13 protein-coding genes and 1 pseudogene are annotated in these 15,750 nt (G+C 46.2%); 13 read left to right on the top strand and 1 reads right to left on the bottom strand.

Features of this window, described 5'->3' with window-relative positions:
- Positions 1–67: 67 nt before the first annotated feature.
- Complete coding sequence (locus REC12_RS03635) at positions 68–1,075, bottom strand: glycosyltransferase family protein (RefSeq protein ID WP_308892450.1); 1,008 nt, start codon at positions 1,073–1,075, stop codon at positions 68–70.
- Between the two features lie 253 nt (positions 1,076–1,328).
- Here REC12_RS03635 and REC12_RS03630 point away from each other — a divergent pair, with 253 nt between their 5' ends.
- From REC12_RS03630 to REC12_RS03570, 13 genes and pseudogenes are all read left to right on the top strand, one after another.
- Positions 1,329–2,453, top strand: coding sequence for a glycosyltransferase family 4 protein (locus REC12_RS03630; RefSeq protein ID WP_308892449.1), 1,125 nt, complete (start codon positions 1,329–1,331; stop codon positions 2,451–2,453).
- Positions 2,454–2,583: 130 nt separating this feature from the next.
- Entirely contained in the window at positions 2,584–2,934 is a 351-nt protein-coding gene (locus tag REC12_RS03625) for a hypothetical protein (protein ID WP_308892448.1), read from the top strand.
- A gap of 255 nt (positions 2,935–3,189) precedes the next feature.
- The gene (locus REC12_RS03620) at positions 3,190–4,176 is read left to right on the top strand and encodes an SDR family NAD(P)-dependent oxidoreductase (protein ID WP_308892447.1); all 987 of its coding nucleotides are present in this window, start codon (positions 3,190–3,192) and stop codon (positions 4,174–4,176) included.
- An 18-nt stretch (positions 4,177–4,194) separates the two neighbouring features.
- Positions 4,195–4,887, top strand: coding sequence for a sugar phosphate nucleotidyltransferase (locus tag REC12_RS03615; RefSeq protein ID WP_308892446.1), 693 nt, complete (start codon positions 4,195–4,197; stop codon positions 4,885–4,887).
- A gap of 31 nt (positions 4,888–4,918) precedes the next feature.
- Positions 4,919–5,803: a dTDP-4-dehydrorhamnose reductase family protein gene (locus tag REC12_RS03610; RefSeq protein ID WP_308892445.1), complete on the top strand. Its 885-nt coding sequence runs from the start codon at positions 4,919–4,921 to the stop codon at positions 5,801–5,803.
- Between the two features lie 16 nt (positions 5,804–5,819).
- On the top strand, positions 5,820–6,884 hold the full coding sequence (locus REC12_RS03605) for a polysaccharide biosynthesis protein (protein WP_308892444.1): 1,065 nt from the start codon (positions 5,820–5,822) through the stop codon (positions 6,882–6,884).
- The gene (locus tag REC12_RS03600; RefSeq protein WP_308892443.1) at positions 6,881–9,673 is read left to right on the top strand and encodes a glycosyltransferase family 2 protein; all 2,793 of its coding nucleotides are present in this window, start codon (positions 6,881–6,883) and stop codon (positions 9,671–9,673) included. Before REC12_RS03605 ends, REC12_RS03600 begins: the two co-directional genes overlap by 4 nt.
- Before the next feature lie 179 nt (positions 9,674–9,852).
- Positions 9,853–10,209: a hypothetical protein gene (locus REC12_RS03595; RefSeq protein WP_308892442.1), complete on the top strand. Its 357-nt coding sequence runs from the start codon at positions 9,853–9,855 to the stop codon at positions 10,207–10,209.
- Positions 10,210–10,378: 169 nt separating this feature from the next.
- Entirely contained in the window at positions 10,379–10,726 is a 348-nt protein-coding gene (locus REC12_RS03590; protein WP_308892441.1) for a hypothetical protein, read from the top strand.
- A gap of 30 nt (positions 10,727–10,756) precedes the next feature.
- On the top strand, positions 10,757–10,987 hold the full coding sequence (locus REC12_RS03585) for a hypothetical protein (RefSeq protein ID WP_308892440.1): 231 nt from the start codon (positions 10,757–10,759) through the stop codon (positions 10,985–10,987).
- Between the two features lie 114 nt (positions 10,988–11,101).
- The gene (locus REC12_RS03580) at positions 11,102–12,436 is read left to right on the top strand and encodes a BclA C-terminal domain-containing protein (RefSeq protein WP_374214164.1); all 1,335 of its coding nucleotides are present in this window, start codon (positions 11,102–11,104) and stop codon (positions 12,434–12,436) included.
- A gap of 306 nt (positions 12,437–12,742) precedes the next feature.
- Positions 12,743–14,425 (top strand): annotated as a pseudogene (locus REC12_RS03575) (collagen-like triple helix repeat-containing protein).
- Between the two features lie 151 nt (positions 14,426–14,576).
- Complete coding sequence (locus REC12_RS03570; protein WP_308892438.1) at positions 14,577–15,677, top strand: tetratricopeptide repeat-containing glycosyltransferase family 2 protein; 1,101 nt, start codon at positions 14,577–14,579, stop codon at positions 15,675–15,677.
- The last annotated feature ends 73 nt before the right edge of the window (positions 15,678–15,750 follow it).

The following is a 15,750-nucleotide window of genomic DNA, read 5'->3' as shown; positions in this document are numbered from 1 at the left end:
TTTGATAAAGCAATAGTTAGACTGAGCAGGACTTTCACCGTATTGTATTCGCCTGTAGTCGTGGGTGTTACACGCTTTCTTTATTTCGGTAAGTCATCCTGTAAATTTGCTGAAGCATTCTGCCGGTTCGTTCCGCCCAGTCATTGGCCTGGGCGTAAGCCATTCGCTGAGGCTTGCCGGAATCACTTTCTTCCAATAAATGTCTTAAGCGCAGAGAGAAGAGATGAGGGTTACTCTCAAGATTAATTTTCGGAACGGAGAGCAATTCCGGAAGAGGGGTTGCCAGCACTTGTATGCCTGCAGCGTAATATTCATAAAGCTTGATGGGATTGCATCCTTTGGTCATTTCTGTTTGAAGAAATGGAATAAGGCCTACATCAAAGTAATGAAAATAATCAGGAAGCTCATGATAAGATTTCAAGCCAAGGTAGTATACATTTTTATTCTTTAAAGGAAATTTGTGAAGTTGAAAGAAAGCACCTATAAATATGAAGTTGAATTCAGGATTCTCTTCAATCACTTTTTTGAGCAGATCCCAATTAACCCAAGGAGCAATCGCACCACTATAGCCGATAATAGGCTTCCCTAAGGGCAGATCACGAGGGCGTTTGTTCGGGCCGGAGGCAAAGTGCACGTAATCAACGCCGTTGGGAACTAAATGAACTTGTGGGTGCCTTGGGTGAAAATAATCATAGATACTTTGACTGCTGCAAAAAATAAGATCTGCATTTTGGATGATCGCGGGATAGTAGGGGGCCCAACTTGCAAACTCATCCTTTGGCTCATCAACAGCATCATAAATGACGAGATCGGGATTGTAGTTAGAAATAGAGTTTATATGAGATGGAACGGTTAACCAAAGAATGCGCGGTCTTGAATGGGGAACTTTCAGAGCTGAAATTCCTTGACAAAGATGCAGGCTGGAGGATAAGCTCTTGATTTTAGGCTGAGGGAAGTTTCCCAGGTCTTCATAAAGAACTGTCTGGCCAGATGAAGAAATTTGCCCAAGAAGTTGCTGTGGGCGCTGGAACATCCAATTCCAAGGAATTGAGGGAGGATAGATGAAGGTTGGCATGATTACCTCCTCATGTGCCGATTACTGCCATCCTTGGCAGTGCGGCGTCAGACCATCGGTCCATCCCGGCATCCGGACATCCAGGGGGATGCTCTTGTCTCGACACTCTGTTCGAGTTATGGACAGTCCTGTCTTCAAGTATCATTATATTTAATAGGATATGTCGGTAATTTGTAAATTGGGAATTGGAAATCAGGTTAAATAATTTTAACCGGCACCCCTTGAGGCTTGTCGCATAGGATAGGATATGGGGGTGATTTGTTTGAAGGTATTATCCTTGACAAATGAATTTGCGGAAGAGAGTTTTGGCGGGGCGGGAACAGCGGCAACAGGTATGCTGCAGATGCTTGATCGTTGGGGGATACAACAGACTGTCATAGTAGCGCGCAGCGACTGGGTAACACCAAGATGGGATTTGCGCGGTTGCCGGATGAACGTATTGGGACTGCCGCGTAGCCAATATTTTGGGTATCTCGGAATGATTAATAGCGAAGCTGCTTTGCAGACTTTTCCCGAACTTAAACAAGAATGGGATTTAATACATTGCCATGCTATAAACTTTATTCCATTGGCTTATACGCTTTCAAAAGGAACTGTTCCTATTTTATACACTGTATATTCTTTTTTGCGTAAGGAATTAGGAGATGGCCCGGAACCGGAGCTGCAAGCTCAGTTCAAAATCCAGGAAGATTTGCTGATGCGCTGTCAACGCATTCACCTTATAAGTCAGAGTGAAAGAAACTATCTAACAGAGCGATATCCTCAATACTTTTCTAAAACGGAGGTCCTGCCTCTCGGCATAACCTGTCCGCAGGAACACTGGCAGCCTGAGAGCACCAATGAATTCCTTTATGTCGGCAGATTGTTGGATTATAAAGGAATTGAAGATTTAATCCAGGCCGTTTGGTTAGTAAAGCAAAGCGGACGTCAGGCTCGGTTGAATATAATCGGCAAGGGAGCGGCTTATTATGAAGATCATTTGAGAAGATTGGTCCAATCAAAAAAGCTTGGCAGCTGGATAAAATTCTATGGCTGGCAGCCGAGCTCGGAATTATGGCGATGGATGGGCCGGTCGGCAGCCCTTGTTGTCCCAAGCCGCCGTGAAGCCTACGGATTAGTCGCCTTAGAAGGCATGTCAATTGGAATCCCTATAATTGCTTCAAGAGCCGGCGGGTTGGCCGAACTAGTTTCGGACTCTTGTGCGTTAACCTTTGAACCCGGTAATGTGAAACAGTTAGCCGATACTTTGCGAACAGCTATCGATAATCCCGTGTTCTTAAAATCTTTAGCGGCAAACGGGCATGAAAAGGCCTTAAGCTTAGAATGGGAGCGGCTTGCTCCAAGATATTTAAAGGCTTTGGAGAAAACAAGAGGATAATAATTTCTATGTTTCTCAGCTTAAACAGCAACAAACAGTTACACAATTAGACAAGCCGCTCATATAATGGACTAGTTAACATTTTATAAAATAACGCAAAGCAATTGGAAAGGTTGAGTGATGAACTCAAATGGCTATTTTAACGACAGGGCTGATTGATAATAATCCTATTTTGGGCCTGAGACCTGCGGCGAATTTTCAGGTAAGAATCTCTAATGAAGATCTAGCTATACCCGGTACTGTTCAAATCACAGGAATACGTTTAATCGGAGATACTGTAAAAGACACTTATGTATTGGAGTCGTTTGCCGTTCCACCCAATACAGCAGCTCTTAGAAATTATTTTGCGGACTTCGATGCTTTTGAATTTCAGTTTGTTACCGCCGGAAGCCTGGAAATTTCCGCTTGGGGTCAGGATGCCCTCGGAGATTTAATTGCAGCTCAACGTGTACTTCCTGCAGAATTGAATCCGATAGTTTAGGTATGAAAAGGGACCCTTCTGTATTGAAAGGTCCCTCTTTTGCGCAGGCTCTGTCCCATTGTTTCCCGTGAGCCGGCAAGTTCAGTAAAGTCTTTATACATATATGAAGTATTCACTTTGGGGTACCTAAAAGGGTACCTCATTTCTCTTCCTCTGCAAGTTATTGGCTTGCACTTCCCATGATGTACAACGTGTGTCAGATATACAAACACTAACATACGATATATCAGTTATTGCAGAGGGGGGATAAACGTAATGTGGGAGCAAAAGCAGGTTTTAGTAACAGGAGCGGGTGGCTTTATCGGGAGTCATTTAACAGAGGCCTTAGTTAAAGCAGGTGCTAGAGTCCGTGTCTTTATTCGCTATAATTCTCGAGATGGTCGTGGAAATCTGGAGGATTTAGATCCCCAGTTGCTTTCTGAGTTGGAAATAGTTGCCGGTGATCTGCGCGACGCCGATGTCATTGAACGATCAGTAAAAGGGTGCAATACGATTTTTCATCTGGGTGCATTGGTAGGTATTCCTTATTCCTATAAGAATCCCCGTGAGGTCGTCGAAACTAATATCATGGGAACGTTTAACATTCTTACAGCGGCACGAGACCTTGGTGTAGAGCGGATTGTCCATACGTCTACAAGCGAAGTGTATGGATCAGCACGTTATGTCCCAATCGATGAAGAACATCCCCTTCAAGGTCAGTCTCCATATTCAGCCAGTAAAATCGGGGCAGATAAATTAGCGGAGAGCTTTTATGCTTCATATAACCTGCCTGTGGCGACAGTGAGACCTTTCAATTGTTATGGGCCCCGGCAGTCTGCGCGCGCTGTCATACCGACGCTGATTACCCAGGCTCTTGCTTGTGAAGAAATACGTCTTGGCAATACTGAAACCTTGCGTGATTTCACATTTGTTACAGATACTGTCGATGGTTTCATGCGAGCGGCTCAAAAGCAAGCGGCGCTGGGAAAGGTGATTAACGTAGGCTCAGGAAAGGAAATTTCTATCGGAGAATTAGCCCAGGTAGTTATTAAAAGCCTCCAGAGTAAGGCCAGGATCGTCGTGGATGAGTCCAGGGTCCGCCCAAGCCGAAGCGAGGTTAGCCGCCTGTTGGCAGATAATCGTCTGGCTAAAGAAACGCTGGGATGGGAGCCTCAGGTTCCTCTCGAAGAAGGCGTGAAAAGAACAATGGCTTGGATCGCCTCTCATTTAGATCGCTTTCAAATAGGTAAATATCAAATATAAGGGAAGAGGGGAGATACAATGCAAGCTATTATATTAGCAGGAGGTCGAGGAGTACGCCTGGACCCGTTTTCCCGAATTTTGCCCAAGCCCCTTTTTCCCATCGGGGATAAGCCGATAGCCGAGATACTTGTGCATCAACTCCAACGGGCAGGGGTTGATGAAATTATCATGTGTCTGGGATATCTGGCCGACTTCATTAAACTATATTTTCAAGACGGCAGTTATTTTGGCTTGACAATTCGCTATTCGGTAGAAACAGATCCCTTGGGAACGGCTGGTCCCTTAAGGCTGATTGAAGATTTAGAGGATAATTTTCTTGTCGTTAACGGAGACGAGTTAACGACTTTAGATTTCGAAGCGTTGTATAAGCATCATTTAGCTATGCAGGCAGATATGACGGTAGCGGTGCAGAAAAAGTCAGTTTGCTCATCATTCGGTGTCTTGGAAACTAAGAACGGCCAAATTACCGCTTATTCCGAAAAACCAACGATTGATTACTGGGCGAGTATGGGGATTTACGTTATAAACAAACGGATTCTTCCCTTAATTCCTGAGAATGCGCGCTTTGATATGCCGGATTTGGTTCAGCGCCTTATCTTAGAACAGGCCAAGGCTGTGAGCTATGAAAGCGAGGATCTTTGGTTTGATATTGGAACGATAGCCGATCTGGAAAAAGCTAAAGAAAAGTATAGCCAATTGAAGCTTCTCTAAAGGGAATCGTGTGAATAGGAGTACGAAGGGCATGAGTAAGGTGTTGATCTTGGGGGGATCAGGGATGTTAGGGCATGCCCTGTTCCGCTTTCTTTCGGAAGATTCGGGACTTGAAGTTTACACTTCCGTCCGCTCTTCGAAAGAGTTGTCAGGGTGGTTGTCAACAGAGAGAAAAAAAATGGTGCTTCAAGATGTAGATATCCTTCATGAAGATAGCCTTGTAAGGGTTTTTACAGAGGTCAAACCGGACTTAGTCGTGAATTGTATTGGCATTATTAAACAAGTGCCTAAGGCTCAAGATTCGGTGATGACAATAACCATGAATGCACTTTTACCGCATCGTATTGCCTTGCTCTGCAGTGCGGCGGGCGCGAGAATGATCCATGTCAGCACAGATTGTGTTTTCGACGGAAAAAAAGGAAGTTACACGGAAGAGGATTTTTCCAATGCCCCGGATCTCTATGGCAGAACAAAATTCCTTGGAGAAGTCACTTCTCCTCATTGTGTTACCTTAAGAACTTCAATTATTGGGCATGAATTGAAAGGAAGCCATGGCTTAGTTGAATGGTTCCTCAAGCAAGAAGATACGGTACGTGGCTTTAGAAAAGCTATTTATTCAGGTTTTCCGACTGTTGAATTGGCGCGAATTATTCGAGATTTTGTAATCCCTTATCCTGAAATGGCAGGTCTCTACCACGTATCTTCAGATCCAATTTCCAAATATGAATTATTAAAACTTATTGCTGTTCAGTACGGTAAAACAATCAACATCGAACCGGATAATAGTGTTCTAGTTGATCGGTCCTTAGATTCGACCAGGTTTCGCACCTTAACCGGTTATAACCCACCGGGATGGAAAGACCTGGTCCATGAAATGTATAAAGATTATCTGCAGGGCCCCTATCAAAACGGTTAAGCCAAGGGGGATAATAATGGATATTTTTAATAATAAAGTCATCGTGATAACCGGCGGCACAGGTTCACTTGGCAAGGTATTAACTCGAAGGCTTCTTAAGAAAGAACTCGGCTCTCCCCAAAAAATTATAATTTTTTCACGAGATGAAGCCAAACAGCATACTATGCGAGTTGAATACCAGCATAAAGGAAATGTGACCGATGAAGTGATTTATGATAATTTTGCTCGGTTAATCGAGTTTCGCATAGGAGATATTCGTGATTTTCATTCTGTTTGTTCAGTATTAAAAGACGCGGATATTATTATCAATGCTGCTGCCCTCAAACAGGTGCCTTCATGTGAGTATTTTCCTTATGAGGCAGTGCAGACCAATATCATTGGTGCGGAAAATATTCTGCGAGCTATTGATGAAAAGGCTCTCGGCGTTGAAACGGTTGTCGGTGTTTCTACCGATAAAGCGTGCAAGCCGGTTAATGCTATGGGAATTTCCAAAGCGATGCAGGAACGGATTTTTATTACCGCAAATGTGATGCTGCCCAAGACTAGGTTTATCTGTGTGCGTTACGGGAATGTACTTGCCTCCAGGGGTTCTGTCATACCTCTATTTCATGAACAAATTAAGCACGGTGGCCCGCTGACAATTACAACCAAGGAAATGACAAGATTTTTGCTGCCTTTAGAAAGCGCGGTAGATACCATTTTTGCAGCTTTACTGGGGGCTAAACCAGGGGAAATCTATATTCCGAAGATTCCCGCGGCACGTATCGAAGATATTGCCAAAGTTTTAATCGGAAAGCGAACGGTAGCCATAAACTATACGGGAATTCGCCCAGGAGAAAAGGTTCACGAAGTGCTGATTTCCGAAGAAGAAGCGTGGCGGGCCTATGATCGCGGCGATTACTATGCGATTAAACCAATGCTTCCCGAACTCTTTGTACCGGAACCAACTCAACAAGCGCTGGTGAAAGAGTATAGCTCGGGAGATTTCCTCATGACTTATGAAGAAACGGAAGCATTATTGCGCAAGCATCATCTGCTCGTGGATCAAGACTCTATGGGTAAAGGAGAATTTTTGCGGTGAAGGACTATCGTATTGTTTGTATATGCCAAATCTATAATGAGTTGTGTAAAGGCAACCTGCAGCGGTTTGTAAGCAATATTTTGCCTGTTGTCAGTGATTTGGTTGTCTACGATGACGGAAGCACGGACGGCAGCTATGAATATATGCTTAAGCAAACTCCTTATGTGATTCGAGCCACTAAAAACGATTTCGTCAATGAGCGAAGTCATAAACAATTGCTGCTTCAAGAAGCCCTGAAACTTCAGCCGGACTTTATCTTGTGGTTAGACGCAGACGAAGTCCTAACTGCCAATGCGGCCGAGAAACTTCAGGAATTATGTGCCCATTGTGATGAAAACCAGATAGATGCCGTAAATATGCATGAGATCAATCTTTGGCGGAGCAATTCCTGGAGACGGATGGACAGTTTATATGATTCGGGATGGTTCTGCCGTCTTTGGCGAGTTGTTCCCGGTATTTGTTTTCATGAGACAAAACCTGGGCTTCACCAGCCGCTTTTTCCTTCCACGATTCGCACTGTGAAGTGGACCCTCGATGTTCAAGTATTGCACTATGGCTTTTCTTCGCAGCAGCGTTTAGCCTACAAGTATCTTGTTTACAAATCCCACGGGCAACGCGGCTATGATATGCTCGACCGCTTAATCAGTGAGGAAAAGCTTGTGACGGAAAAAGTTCCCCGGGAGCTTTTCCCGGAAGGACTCTGGGTTGACGATGAGGCGCCTCAAGCAATGACCTTCGCGGAGTCTTTAGCCTATGTTGAGGAATATCGGGCCGAAGTGTTTAAGCCAAGATTTTCTATAATTTGTTTGGTTTATAAAAGTGTTGAATGGCTGAAATTTGTCTATGAGCAAGTTTTTAAGTATACGGATATGAGTGACAAAGAGTTTTTCTTTGTCGCTAACGATGCTAACTCTGCTGTGCTCAAGTATTTGGAAGATAATTATATACCCCACTATGTTTTTGAAAATACCCCCGAGCAGCAAAAGGAATGGTATGTCAATAACGTTTACCGCGCCTATAATTTTGCGGTCAGCAAGGCGCAGGGAGATTTTGTTGTGCTTATTAATACGGATATGGCTTTTTCACCGGGGTGGTTTGACAGCCTTTGGCAGGCTTATAACGGAGAAAACTGTGTTGCGTCTCGTTTGGTAGAGTCCGGTAAATTGCGCAGCGGTCAATATGGCGTGGAAAAGGACTTCGGCAGGGATTATGCCTCCTATCAAGAACGGGAATTTCAGCGGTTTGCCCGGGATTTGTCCGAACAAAAGCTGTTGGACGGCGGTCTCTTTATGCCTATCTTAATCCGCAAGGAACATTTTGAAAAAGTGGGTGGGTATCCTGAAGGGCAGGTTCTCCTAGGCAGCGATTTATATCGTCCGGTGATTGCCAAAAGAGGTGAAACCTGTATATCAGGAGATACTGTGTTAAGCATGAAGCTTCAGGCCATGGGGATTAAGCACCAAACTGCGTTTGACAGCCTGGTATATCATTTTCAGTGGGGAGAGCTTGACAGTTTAGCTTCCATAGAAGGTGGGCAGGGAAAAATAAAGATAGCCTTATGTCATGATTCCAACCTGGATTCAAGCAGCGAACAGGAATTTTGGCGATTTTTACAAGAGTCTTTGCCTGCCTCGGTGTTGATCAATAAACAACTTATTGGGGACCAGGGAGATTATGCGGTCAATGTGCAAACTTATATCCGAGACCATTATCCGGATGTGGAAATAATTGTGCAGGATGCCTTATCAAACTGTAGAATCGACACGTCGCGCTATACAATAGGAGTGTTGCAGGATAATCTGCAAAGTTCAGGCATGCAAAATGCAAATACAGAGATCAATTTAGTGAGGGCTGATAAGTTTGTAGCAAATTCAGCTCAAACTGTTTTGGATTATCCGGAGCATGATTTTGAGATAATCCCACGGTCCACTCAGGATTCTAAACAAAAGTGGCAGTACCTGCTCAAGGATATCCACAAAAAATTGATGATTGAAAAAGCCAATCGTAAAAAGGTATTCGAACAGCATAAAGTGTCGATTATCATAACGACATTTCAGAGAACTCATCTATTAAGATGGGGATTATATTCATTATCTTTGAAGGAAATACCCTATGAATTTGAAACAATCGTCCTTAATGACGGGATTGAGGATGAAACTGAAGAGATTTGCAATGAATTTAAAGAAAAACTTAATTTAAAGTATATATTTACAGGACAAAGAAACCTTAATGGCCATTCTGTTTGGCGTGTGCCTGGTTTTGCGATTAATATCGGGGCCAAGCAATCTTCAGGGGATATTTTAGTATTCTCCTGTGCTGAAATGTTCCATGTCAATCAAACGATAGCTTCGCTTACGAAAGCAATTACCGATAACCCCAAATTGTTAGGCATACCGATTGGCAAAGATGACCGTGAGGGAGTCTTTTTAGAATACCTTACTGAAAATGCCGGAAAATTTGATCTTGAAACGTACAATAAATGTATAAACCTGGACACCAGGATGCCGTTTTTGATGGCTTTGCATCGCAGCCAATTCATGGAGATTGGGGGCTACGATGAAGATTTTGTGGGAATTGCTTACGATGATCGAGATTTGATTGATCGCTTGTTGAAAAACGGGTGTCAATATTGTCACACGGATGCGATAACGGTGCATCTGTACCATCCGAGGGCTAAAGGCTATTATGAAGGTGGGGGTCCACCTGAATGGGATTATAACAAAAATTTGTATTTTTCCAGAATCGGTAAAATAGTTAGGAATGAAGGCAAAGAGTGGGGAAAGCTATAAAAAATAAGGAAGCCAGGGTTGCAAATTGAACTGCCCCTGGCTTTTTCTTATTCTCATGCCATTTAAACTAATTTTGAGACATTGCATTTCGCAGATATGGATTTAAAGGAAATTTTATGTAACAGAAAATGGACATTAGTAATATTATGAATAAGCCCATAATTTGGAGGTGAAATTAGTTGCCTTATTTAACGACGGGTCTAATTAGTAATAAAGAGTCTGCAAATAAAAACCAGAGTGTACGATTTTTAGTTGAGATCTCGAACGAGGATACTTCCGCCGTGGCAATCCAAATTGATGGATTTTTTTACAACGGATCTCAAAAAGTGAAATATGTCGATGATTTTTTTATCCTTGCTGCAGGAACTGTAGATTTGCGAAATTACTATAGCTCGTATGAAGCCTTTGAGTTTAAATTTTTTGTTACTTCTCAAGATGTTGCTATTTCTGTGCGGGGAAAGGATTCGGCTGGAACCCTCACTGCTTTTTATCCAATTATGCCTATAGAAGCCCAATCGTTTAGTGAGAGATTATGATCATTAGCTTTCTTGTAAGTGGTTCAGGCAAAGGTTTTGGATTGAATTTTTCATTTCATTTGCAGAAAGGATTATTACTTGATATGCAGTCATTGGGGAAATTGTTCGAAGTAACACAATTGGTACAAGTTACGTAGTATAAAGTACCCATAAAAAGGAGGTGCAGTGAATGGCCTTATTAACAACCGGTTTAATTGACAATACTGCTGTTTCAGGCGTAAGACCAAGTTCAACCCTTACGGTGCTGGTTTCCAATGATGATAGTGCTAACGAAACTGTTCTAATCGAGGGGTTCTACCAAAGTGGAACTACAAAGATAATGTATGTGCAGGAACTTTTCAATCTTGCACCAGGCGAAGTAGCCCAAAGAAATTATTATGCTGAATTTGATGCTTTTGAGTTTCAGTTTACCGTTAGTTCACAGTTCGTTGTTATTTCCGCTTGGGGAAAAGACGCTGCTGGGAACCTTACGACAGCTCATCGGATTGTAGCCGAAGAAGTTGATTTAGTTCAATAGGCAATATCAAAAATAATAGGAGAGAGGCTAATGGCTTCATTAACTACCGGATTAATCGAAAATACGCCAGTCGCCGGTATAAGACCATCGGTAACGTTTACCGTAAAAATCACGAATGACGACACAGTTGCTTCAACGGTGCAAATTGAAGGTTTTTACGTGGCTGGGACTACGAAAATATTGTATGTTTTGGAGTTGTTTGTTTTAGATCCCGGTGAAGTAGCAACAAGAATTTATTATGCGGAATTTGATGAATTTTAATTTCAGTTTTTTACCAGCTCTGATGCAGTTGAGATTTCTGCCTGGGGAAAGGACGCCGCTGGAGATCTAACCACAGCTCACCGTTTGGTGGCTGCAGAGCTGGAGCCAATTGGATTGACAGGAATTACAGGAGCAACGGGAGCAGCGGGAGCCACAGGAGCCACAGGAGCCACAGGAGCCACAGGAGCCACAGGAGCTACAGGAGCTACAGGAGCTACAGGAGCTACAGGAGTAGCAGGAGCGACAGGGGCCACGGGGGATACAGGAGCAGCAGGAGCCACAGGAGCCACAGGAGCCACAGGAGCCACAGGGGCCACAGGAGCCACAGGAGCTACAGGAGTAGCAGGAGCGACAGGGGCCACGGGGGATACAGGAGCAGCAGGGGCCACAGGAGCTACAGGAGTAGCAGGAGCGACAGGGGCCACGGGGGATACAGGAGCAGCAGGGGCCACAGGAGCCACAGGAGCTACAGGAGTAGCAGGAGCGACAGGAGCCACGGGGGATACAGGAGCAGCAGGGGCCACAGGAGCCACAGGAGCTACAGGAGTAGCAGGAGCGACAGGGGCCACGGGGGATACAGGAGCAGCAGGGGCCACAGGAGCCACAGGAGCTACAGGAGTAGCAGGAGCGACAGGAGCCACGGGGGATACAGGAGCAGCAGGAGCGACAGGGGCCACGGGGGATACAGGAGCAGCAGGGGCCACAGGAGCCACAGGAGCTACAGGAGTAGCAGGAGCGACAGGGGCCACAGGAGCTACAGGAGTAGCAGGAGCGACAGGAGCCACGGGGGATACAGGAGCAGCAGGGGCCACAGGAGCTACAGGAGTAGCAGGAGCGACAGGGGCCACGGGGGATACAGGAGCAGCAGGGGCCACAGGAGCCACAGGAGCTACAGGAGTAGCAGGAGCGACAGGGGCCACGGGGGATACAGGAGCGACAGGGGCCACAGGAGCTACGGGGGCTACAGGAGCAGCAGGAGTGATAGGGGCCACGGGAGCAGCGGGAGCGACAGGCGACACCGGAGCAACTGGTGCTACTGGGACTTCTGTCACAGAAAATTCCATGAGTGCACAAAATGCCACCGGTGACACCATTGCCGTGGTTTTAGGCGGTACTACGATAATCCTGCCCGACAACCAGAACCTGGATAGCTTCACTGTCAATGGAACAAACTCAATCTTTACCGTTCCTAGTACGGGCACCTATCTGGTAACTTACCAGGCTAATGTTACCGCAGCTTTGCTTATGTCCACTCGGGTACTTCAAAACGGCACGGAAATTCCCGGATCTGTTTTTACCCCCGCCGTTAGTGCCTCAGCTTTCAGCGCCACTACCATCGTCCCGCTGACCGCTGGAGATCAGCTTCAGCTTCAATTCTTCGGTCTGCTGGGTGCGGCAACACTTCAGGGCGGTGCCGGTGTTACCCTTACTGTAATACGCCTTGTCTAATTCCCTTTATACGAGAACATATCCTTTCGGGTATGTTCTCGTTTTGCAGTGCGCCCGGTATGAGAATTATCTTATGAAGTGAGGGAAGGTAGCAGTAACTGAAGCCTAACGCAAGGGCGCCGCCGCGAGGCAGAATCTGAAGACGGCGAGCAAAAATATTCTTTTAAAGTTGTATTATAACAGCAAAAAAAACAATATTGATCAAGTCACAAAAGCTGAACTTGGACAATAGAATAGTAGAAGACTATATCTAAAAATATATTGAACATTACAAAGTTAAATATAAGTAAGTTAGGAGAGGAGAAAATGCCCGAATTAACCACCGGATTAATTGATAATACTCCGGTCGGCGGTGTAAGACCATCGTCAACATTCACAGTGAGAATCGCTAATGACGATGTAGTGACTGCTAACGTTGAAATCCGAGGTTTCTTCGTAACGGGGACTACAAAGACACAGTATATTGAAGAAATATTTTCATTGGAAGCTGGGGATGTCACCGAGAGAGATTATTTTGCACAGTTTAACGCCTTCGAGTTTCAATTTTTAACAAACTCAGATACTGTGGAAATATCAGCGTGGGGGAAAGATTCTGAAGGGAACTTAGTCCCGGCTCATCGCGTACTGCCCGCAGAACTTGATATTTTGGGGCCTATAGGTATAACAGGAGCTACTGGAGCTGCTGGGGCTACCGGAGCGACAGGAGCCACTGGGGCGGGAACCACAGGAACAACAGGAAGTACCGGGGCAACAGGAGCCACGGGCGGAACTGGGGCAACAGGAGCTACCGGAGCGGGAACCACAGGAATGACAGGAAGTACCGGGGCAACAGGAGCCATTGGAACGGGAACTACAGGAGCCACAGGGGCGACAGGGGTGACCGGAGCAACGGGAGCCGCAGGAGCCACAGGGGCGACAGGTGATACCGGAGCGACGGGAGCCACAGGAGTGACCGGGGCAACGGGAGCCGCAGGAGCCACAGGGGCAACAGGCGATACCGGAGCGACGGGAGCCGCAGGAGTGACCGGAGCAACGGGAGCCGCAGGAGTGACCGGAGCAACGGGAGCCGCAGGAGCCGCAGGAGCGACAGGGGCAACAGGCGATACCGGTGCGACGGGAGCCGCAGGAGTGACCGGCGCAACAGGTGACCCAGGAGCGAGAGGGGCCACAGGCGATACGGGAGCGCCTGGAGCCCCCGGAGCGACGGGAGACCCAGGAGCGTCGGGCGCACCAGTAGACTCTGGAGCCTAAGGCGCCACAGGCGATACCGGAGCGACGGGAGCCGCAGGAGTGACCGGAGCAACAGGTGACGCAGGAGCGACAGGGGCAACAGGCGATACTGGAGCAACGGGTGACGCAGGAGCGACAGGGGCCACAGGCGATACCGGAGCGACGGGAGCCGCAGGAGCCACGGGGGCGACGGGTGATGCCGGAGCGACAGGAGCCACAGGCGATACCGGAGCGACAGGAGCCACAGGCGATACCGGAGCAACGGGAGCCGCAGGAGCGACAGGGGCAACAGGCGATACCGGAGCGACGGGAGCCGTAGGAGCCACAGGGGCGACGGGTGATGCCGGAGCGACAGGAGCCACAGGCGATACCGGAGCGACGGGAGCCGCAGGAGCCACGGGGGCGACAGGCGATACCGGAGCGACAGGAGCAACAGGCGATACTGGAGCAACGGGTGACGCAGGAGCCACAGGGGCGACGGGTGATGCCGGAGCGACAGGAGCCACAGGAGTGACCGGGGCAACGGGTGACGCAGGAGCCACCGGGGCGACGGGTGATGCCGGAGCGACGGGAGCAACAGGCGATACTGGAGCAACGGGTGATGCAGGAGCCACAGGGGCGACAGGCGATACCGGAGCGACGGGAGCAACAGGAGTGACTGGGGCAACGGGTGACGCAGGAGCCACCGGGGCGACAGGCGATACCGGAGCCACAGGAGCGACTGGGGAAACTGGAGCCACGGGAGCAACTGGACCCTAATAGATTGAAATTATTAGTTCCATCGAATGTTTTTCAACTGTAATTTAAGCTGTAGTCCCTTGGCTTTGCCAAGGGACTATTTTAAGTAGTTTAACTTCCCAATTGCTTATTTTTGAATACTATGTAGTAACATGTTTTAAAGGAGAAGAAGATGGAAAGTAAAGAAATCAAAATTAGTCTTTGCATGATTGTTCGTAATGAAGAAACTACAATAGCAAGATGTCTTAACTCAGTTAGGGATATACCTGATGAAATAGTTATTGTTGACACAGGCTCAATAGATCGTACCAAGGAGATTGTAAAACAATTTACGGATAAACTCCTGGAGTTTACTTGGATTGATGATTTTGCCGCCGCTCGCAATTTTGCTTTCAGCAATGCAACTATGGACTATATTCTCTGGCTGGATGCTGATGATATATTAGCCGACTCTGACCGTGAAAAATTATTAAACCTTAAAAAGAATTTTGACACCTCAATTGATGTTGTCAATATGCCTTATCTTTTAGCCTTTGATCAGCATGGAGCGGTTACCTTTAGTTTGCGCAGGAATCGTTTGGTTAAACGAAGCAAGAACTTTCAGTGGATTGGAGCCGTACATGAGTATTTAGAGGTGTACGGACATGTTGTGAATTCTGATATCTGTGTAACGCATAAAGGGACGGCAAGTGATGATTCCGACCGTAACCTTAAAATATATGAGAAACAAAAAGCTAGAGGTAAAACCTTCTCTCCACGTGACCTGTACTATTATGCTAATGAATTGTTGGAGCACCAATGCTATGATCAAGCTATTGAATCTTATTTAGAATTTTTAAAGACCGGGCAAGGATGGGTTGAAGATAATATTTCCGCGTGTGGGAAACTAGCTGATTGTTTTCAAAAATTGGGAGATAAAGAAAAGCAGCTTGAATATACTTTTAAATCCTTTGAATATGCCCCTCCGAGAGCTGAATTTTGTTGCCGCTTAGGCTTTCATTTCTTAGGCGCTGGGCAGTATGAGCAAGGGGTTTTCTGGTACAAACTTGCAACTCAGTTGGAAAAGCCTAATAGCTGGGGACCAATGATTGAAGCCTGCTGGACGTGGCTGCCACATTTGCAATTATGTGTTTGTTATGATCGCTTGGGTAAACATGAGCTTGCTTACAAGCACAACGAAATTGCCCGTAAATATCGTCCGGATAATTCTCAGGTTTTGTACAACAAAAAGTATTTAGAGGGTATCTTAGAAATAAAGCCTTCGGAAACGTAACCTGATAATTATTACAAACTCATTTCTTGGGAAAAGTTTCTCCGAGGTAAACAAATAAACAAAAAGACGGAAA

The sequence above is a fragment of the Candidatus Desulfosporosinus nitrosoreducens genome, assembly GCF_030954495.1.
GTDB classification, from domain to species: domain Bacteria; phylum Bacillota; class Desulfitobacteriia; order Desulfitobacteriales; family Desulfitobacteriaceae; genus Desulfosporosinus; species Desulfosporosinus nitrosoreducens.
Note: the sequence above shows the minus strand (reverse complement) of the source record. Positions and strands in the feature narration are given on the sequence as shown.

Excerpts from the sequence above, each read along its gene's own strand:
- REC12_RS03615 (WP_308892446.1), top strand. The coding sequence starts at position 4,195 with ATGCAAGCTATTATATTAGCAGGAGGTCGAGGAGTACGCCTGGACCCG.
- REC12_RS03570 (WP_308892438.1), top strand. The coding sequence starts at position 14,577 with ATGGAAAGTAAAGAAATCAAAATTAGTCTTTGCATGATTGTTCGTAAT.
- REC12_RS03635 (WP_308892450.1), bottom strand. The coding sequence starts at position 1,075 with ATGCCAACCTTCATCTATCCTCCCTCAATTCCTTGGAATTGGATGTTC.
- REC12_RS03590 (WP_308892441.1), top strand. The coding sequence starts at position 10,379 with ATGGCCTTATTAACAACCGGTTTAATTGACAATACTGCTGTTTCAGGC.
- REC12_RS03605 (WP_308892444.1), top strand. The coding sequence starts at position 5,820 with ATGGATATTTTTAATAATAAAGTCATCGTGATAACCGGCGGCACAGGT.
- REC12_RS03620 (WP_308892447.1), top strand. The coding sequence starts at position 3,190 with ATGTGGGAGCAAAAGCAGGTTTTAGTAACAGGAGCGGGTGGCTTTATC.
- REC12_RS03610 (WP_308892445.1), top strand. The coding sequence starts at position 4,919 with ATGAGTAAGGTGTTGATCTTGGGGGGATCAGGGATGTTAGGGCATGCC.
- REC12_RS03585 (WP_308892440.1), top strand. The coding sequence starts at position 10,757 with ATGGCTTCATTAACTACCGGATTAATCGAAAATACGCCAGTCGCCGGT.
- REC12_RS03625 (WP_308892448.1), top strand. The coding sequence starts at position 2,584 with ATGGCTATTTTAACGACAGGGCTGATTGATAATAATCCTATTTTGGGC.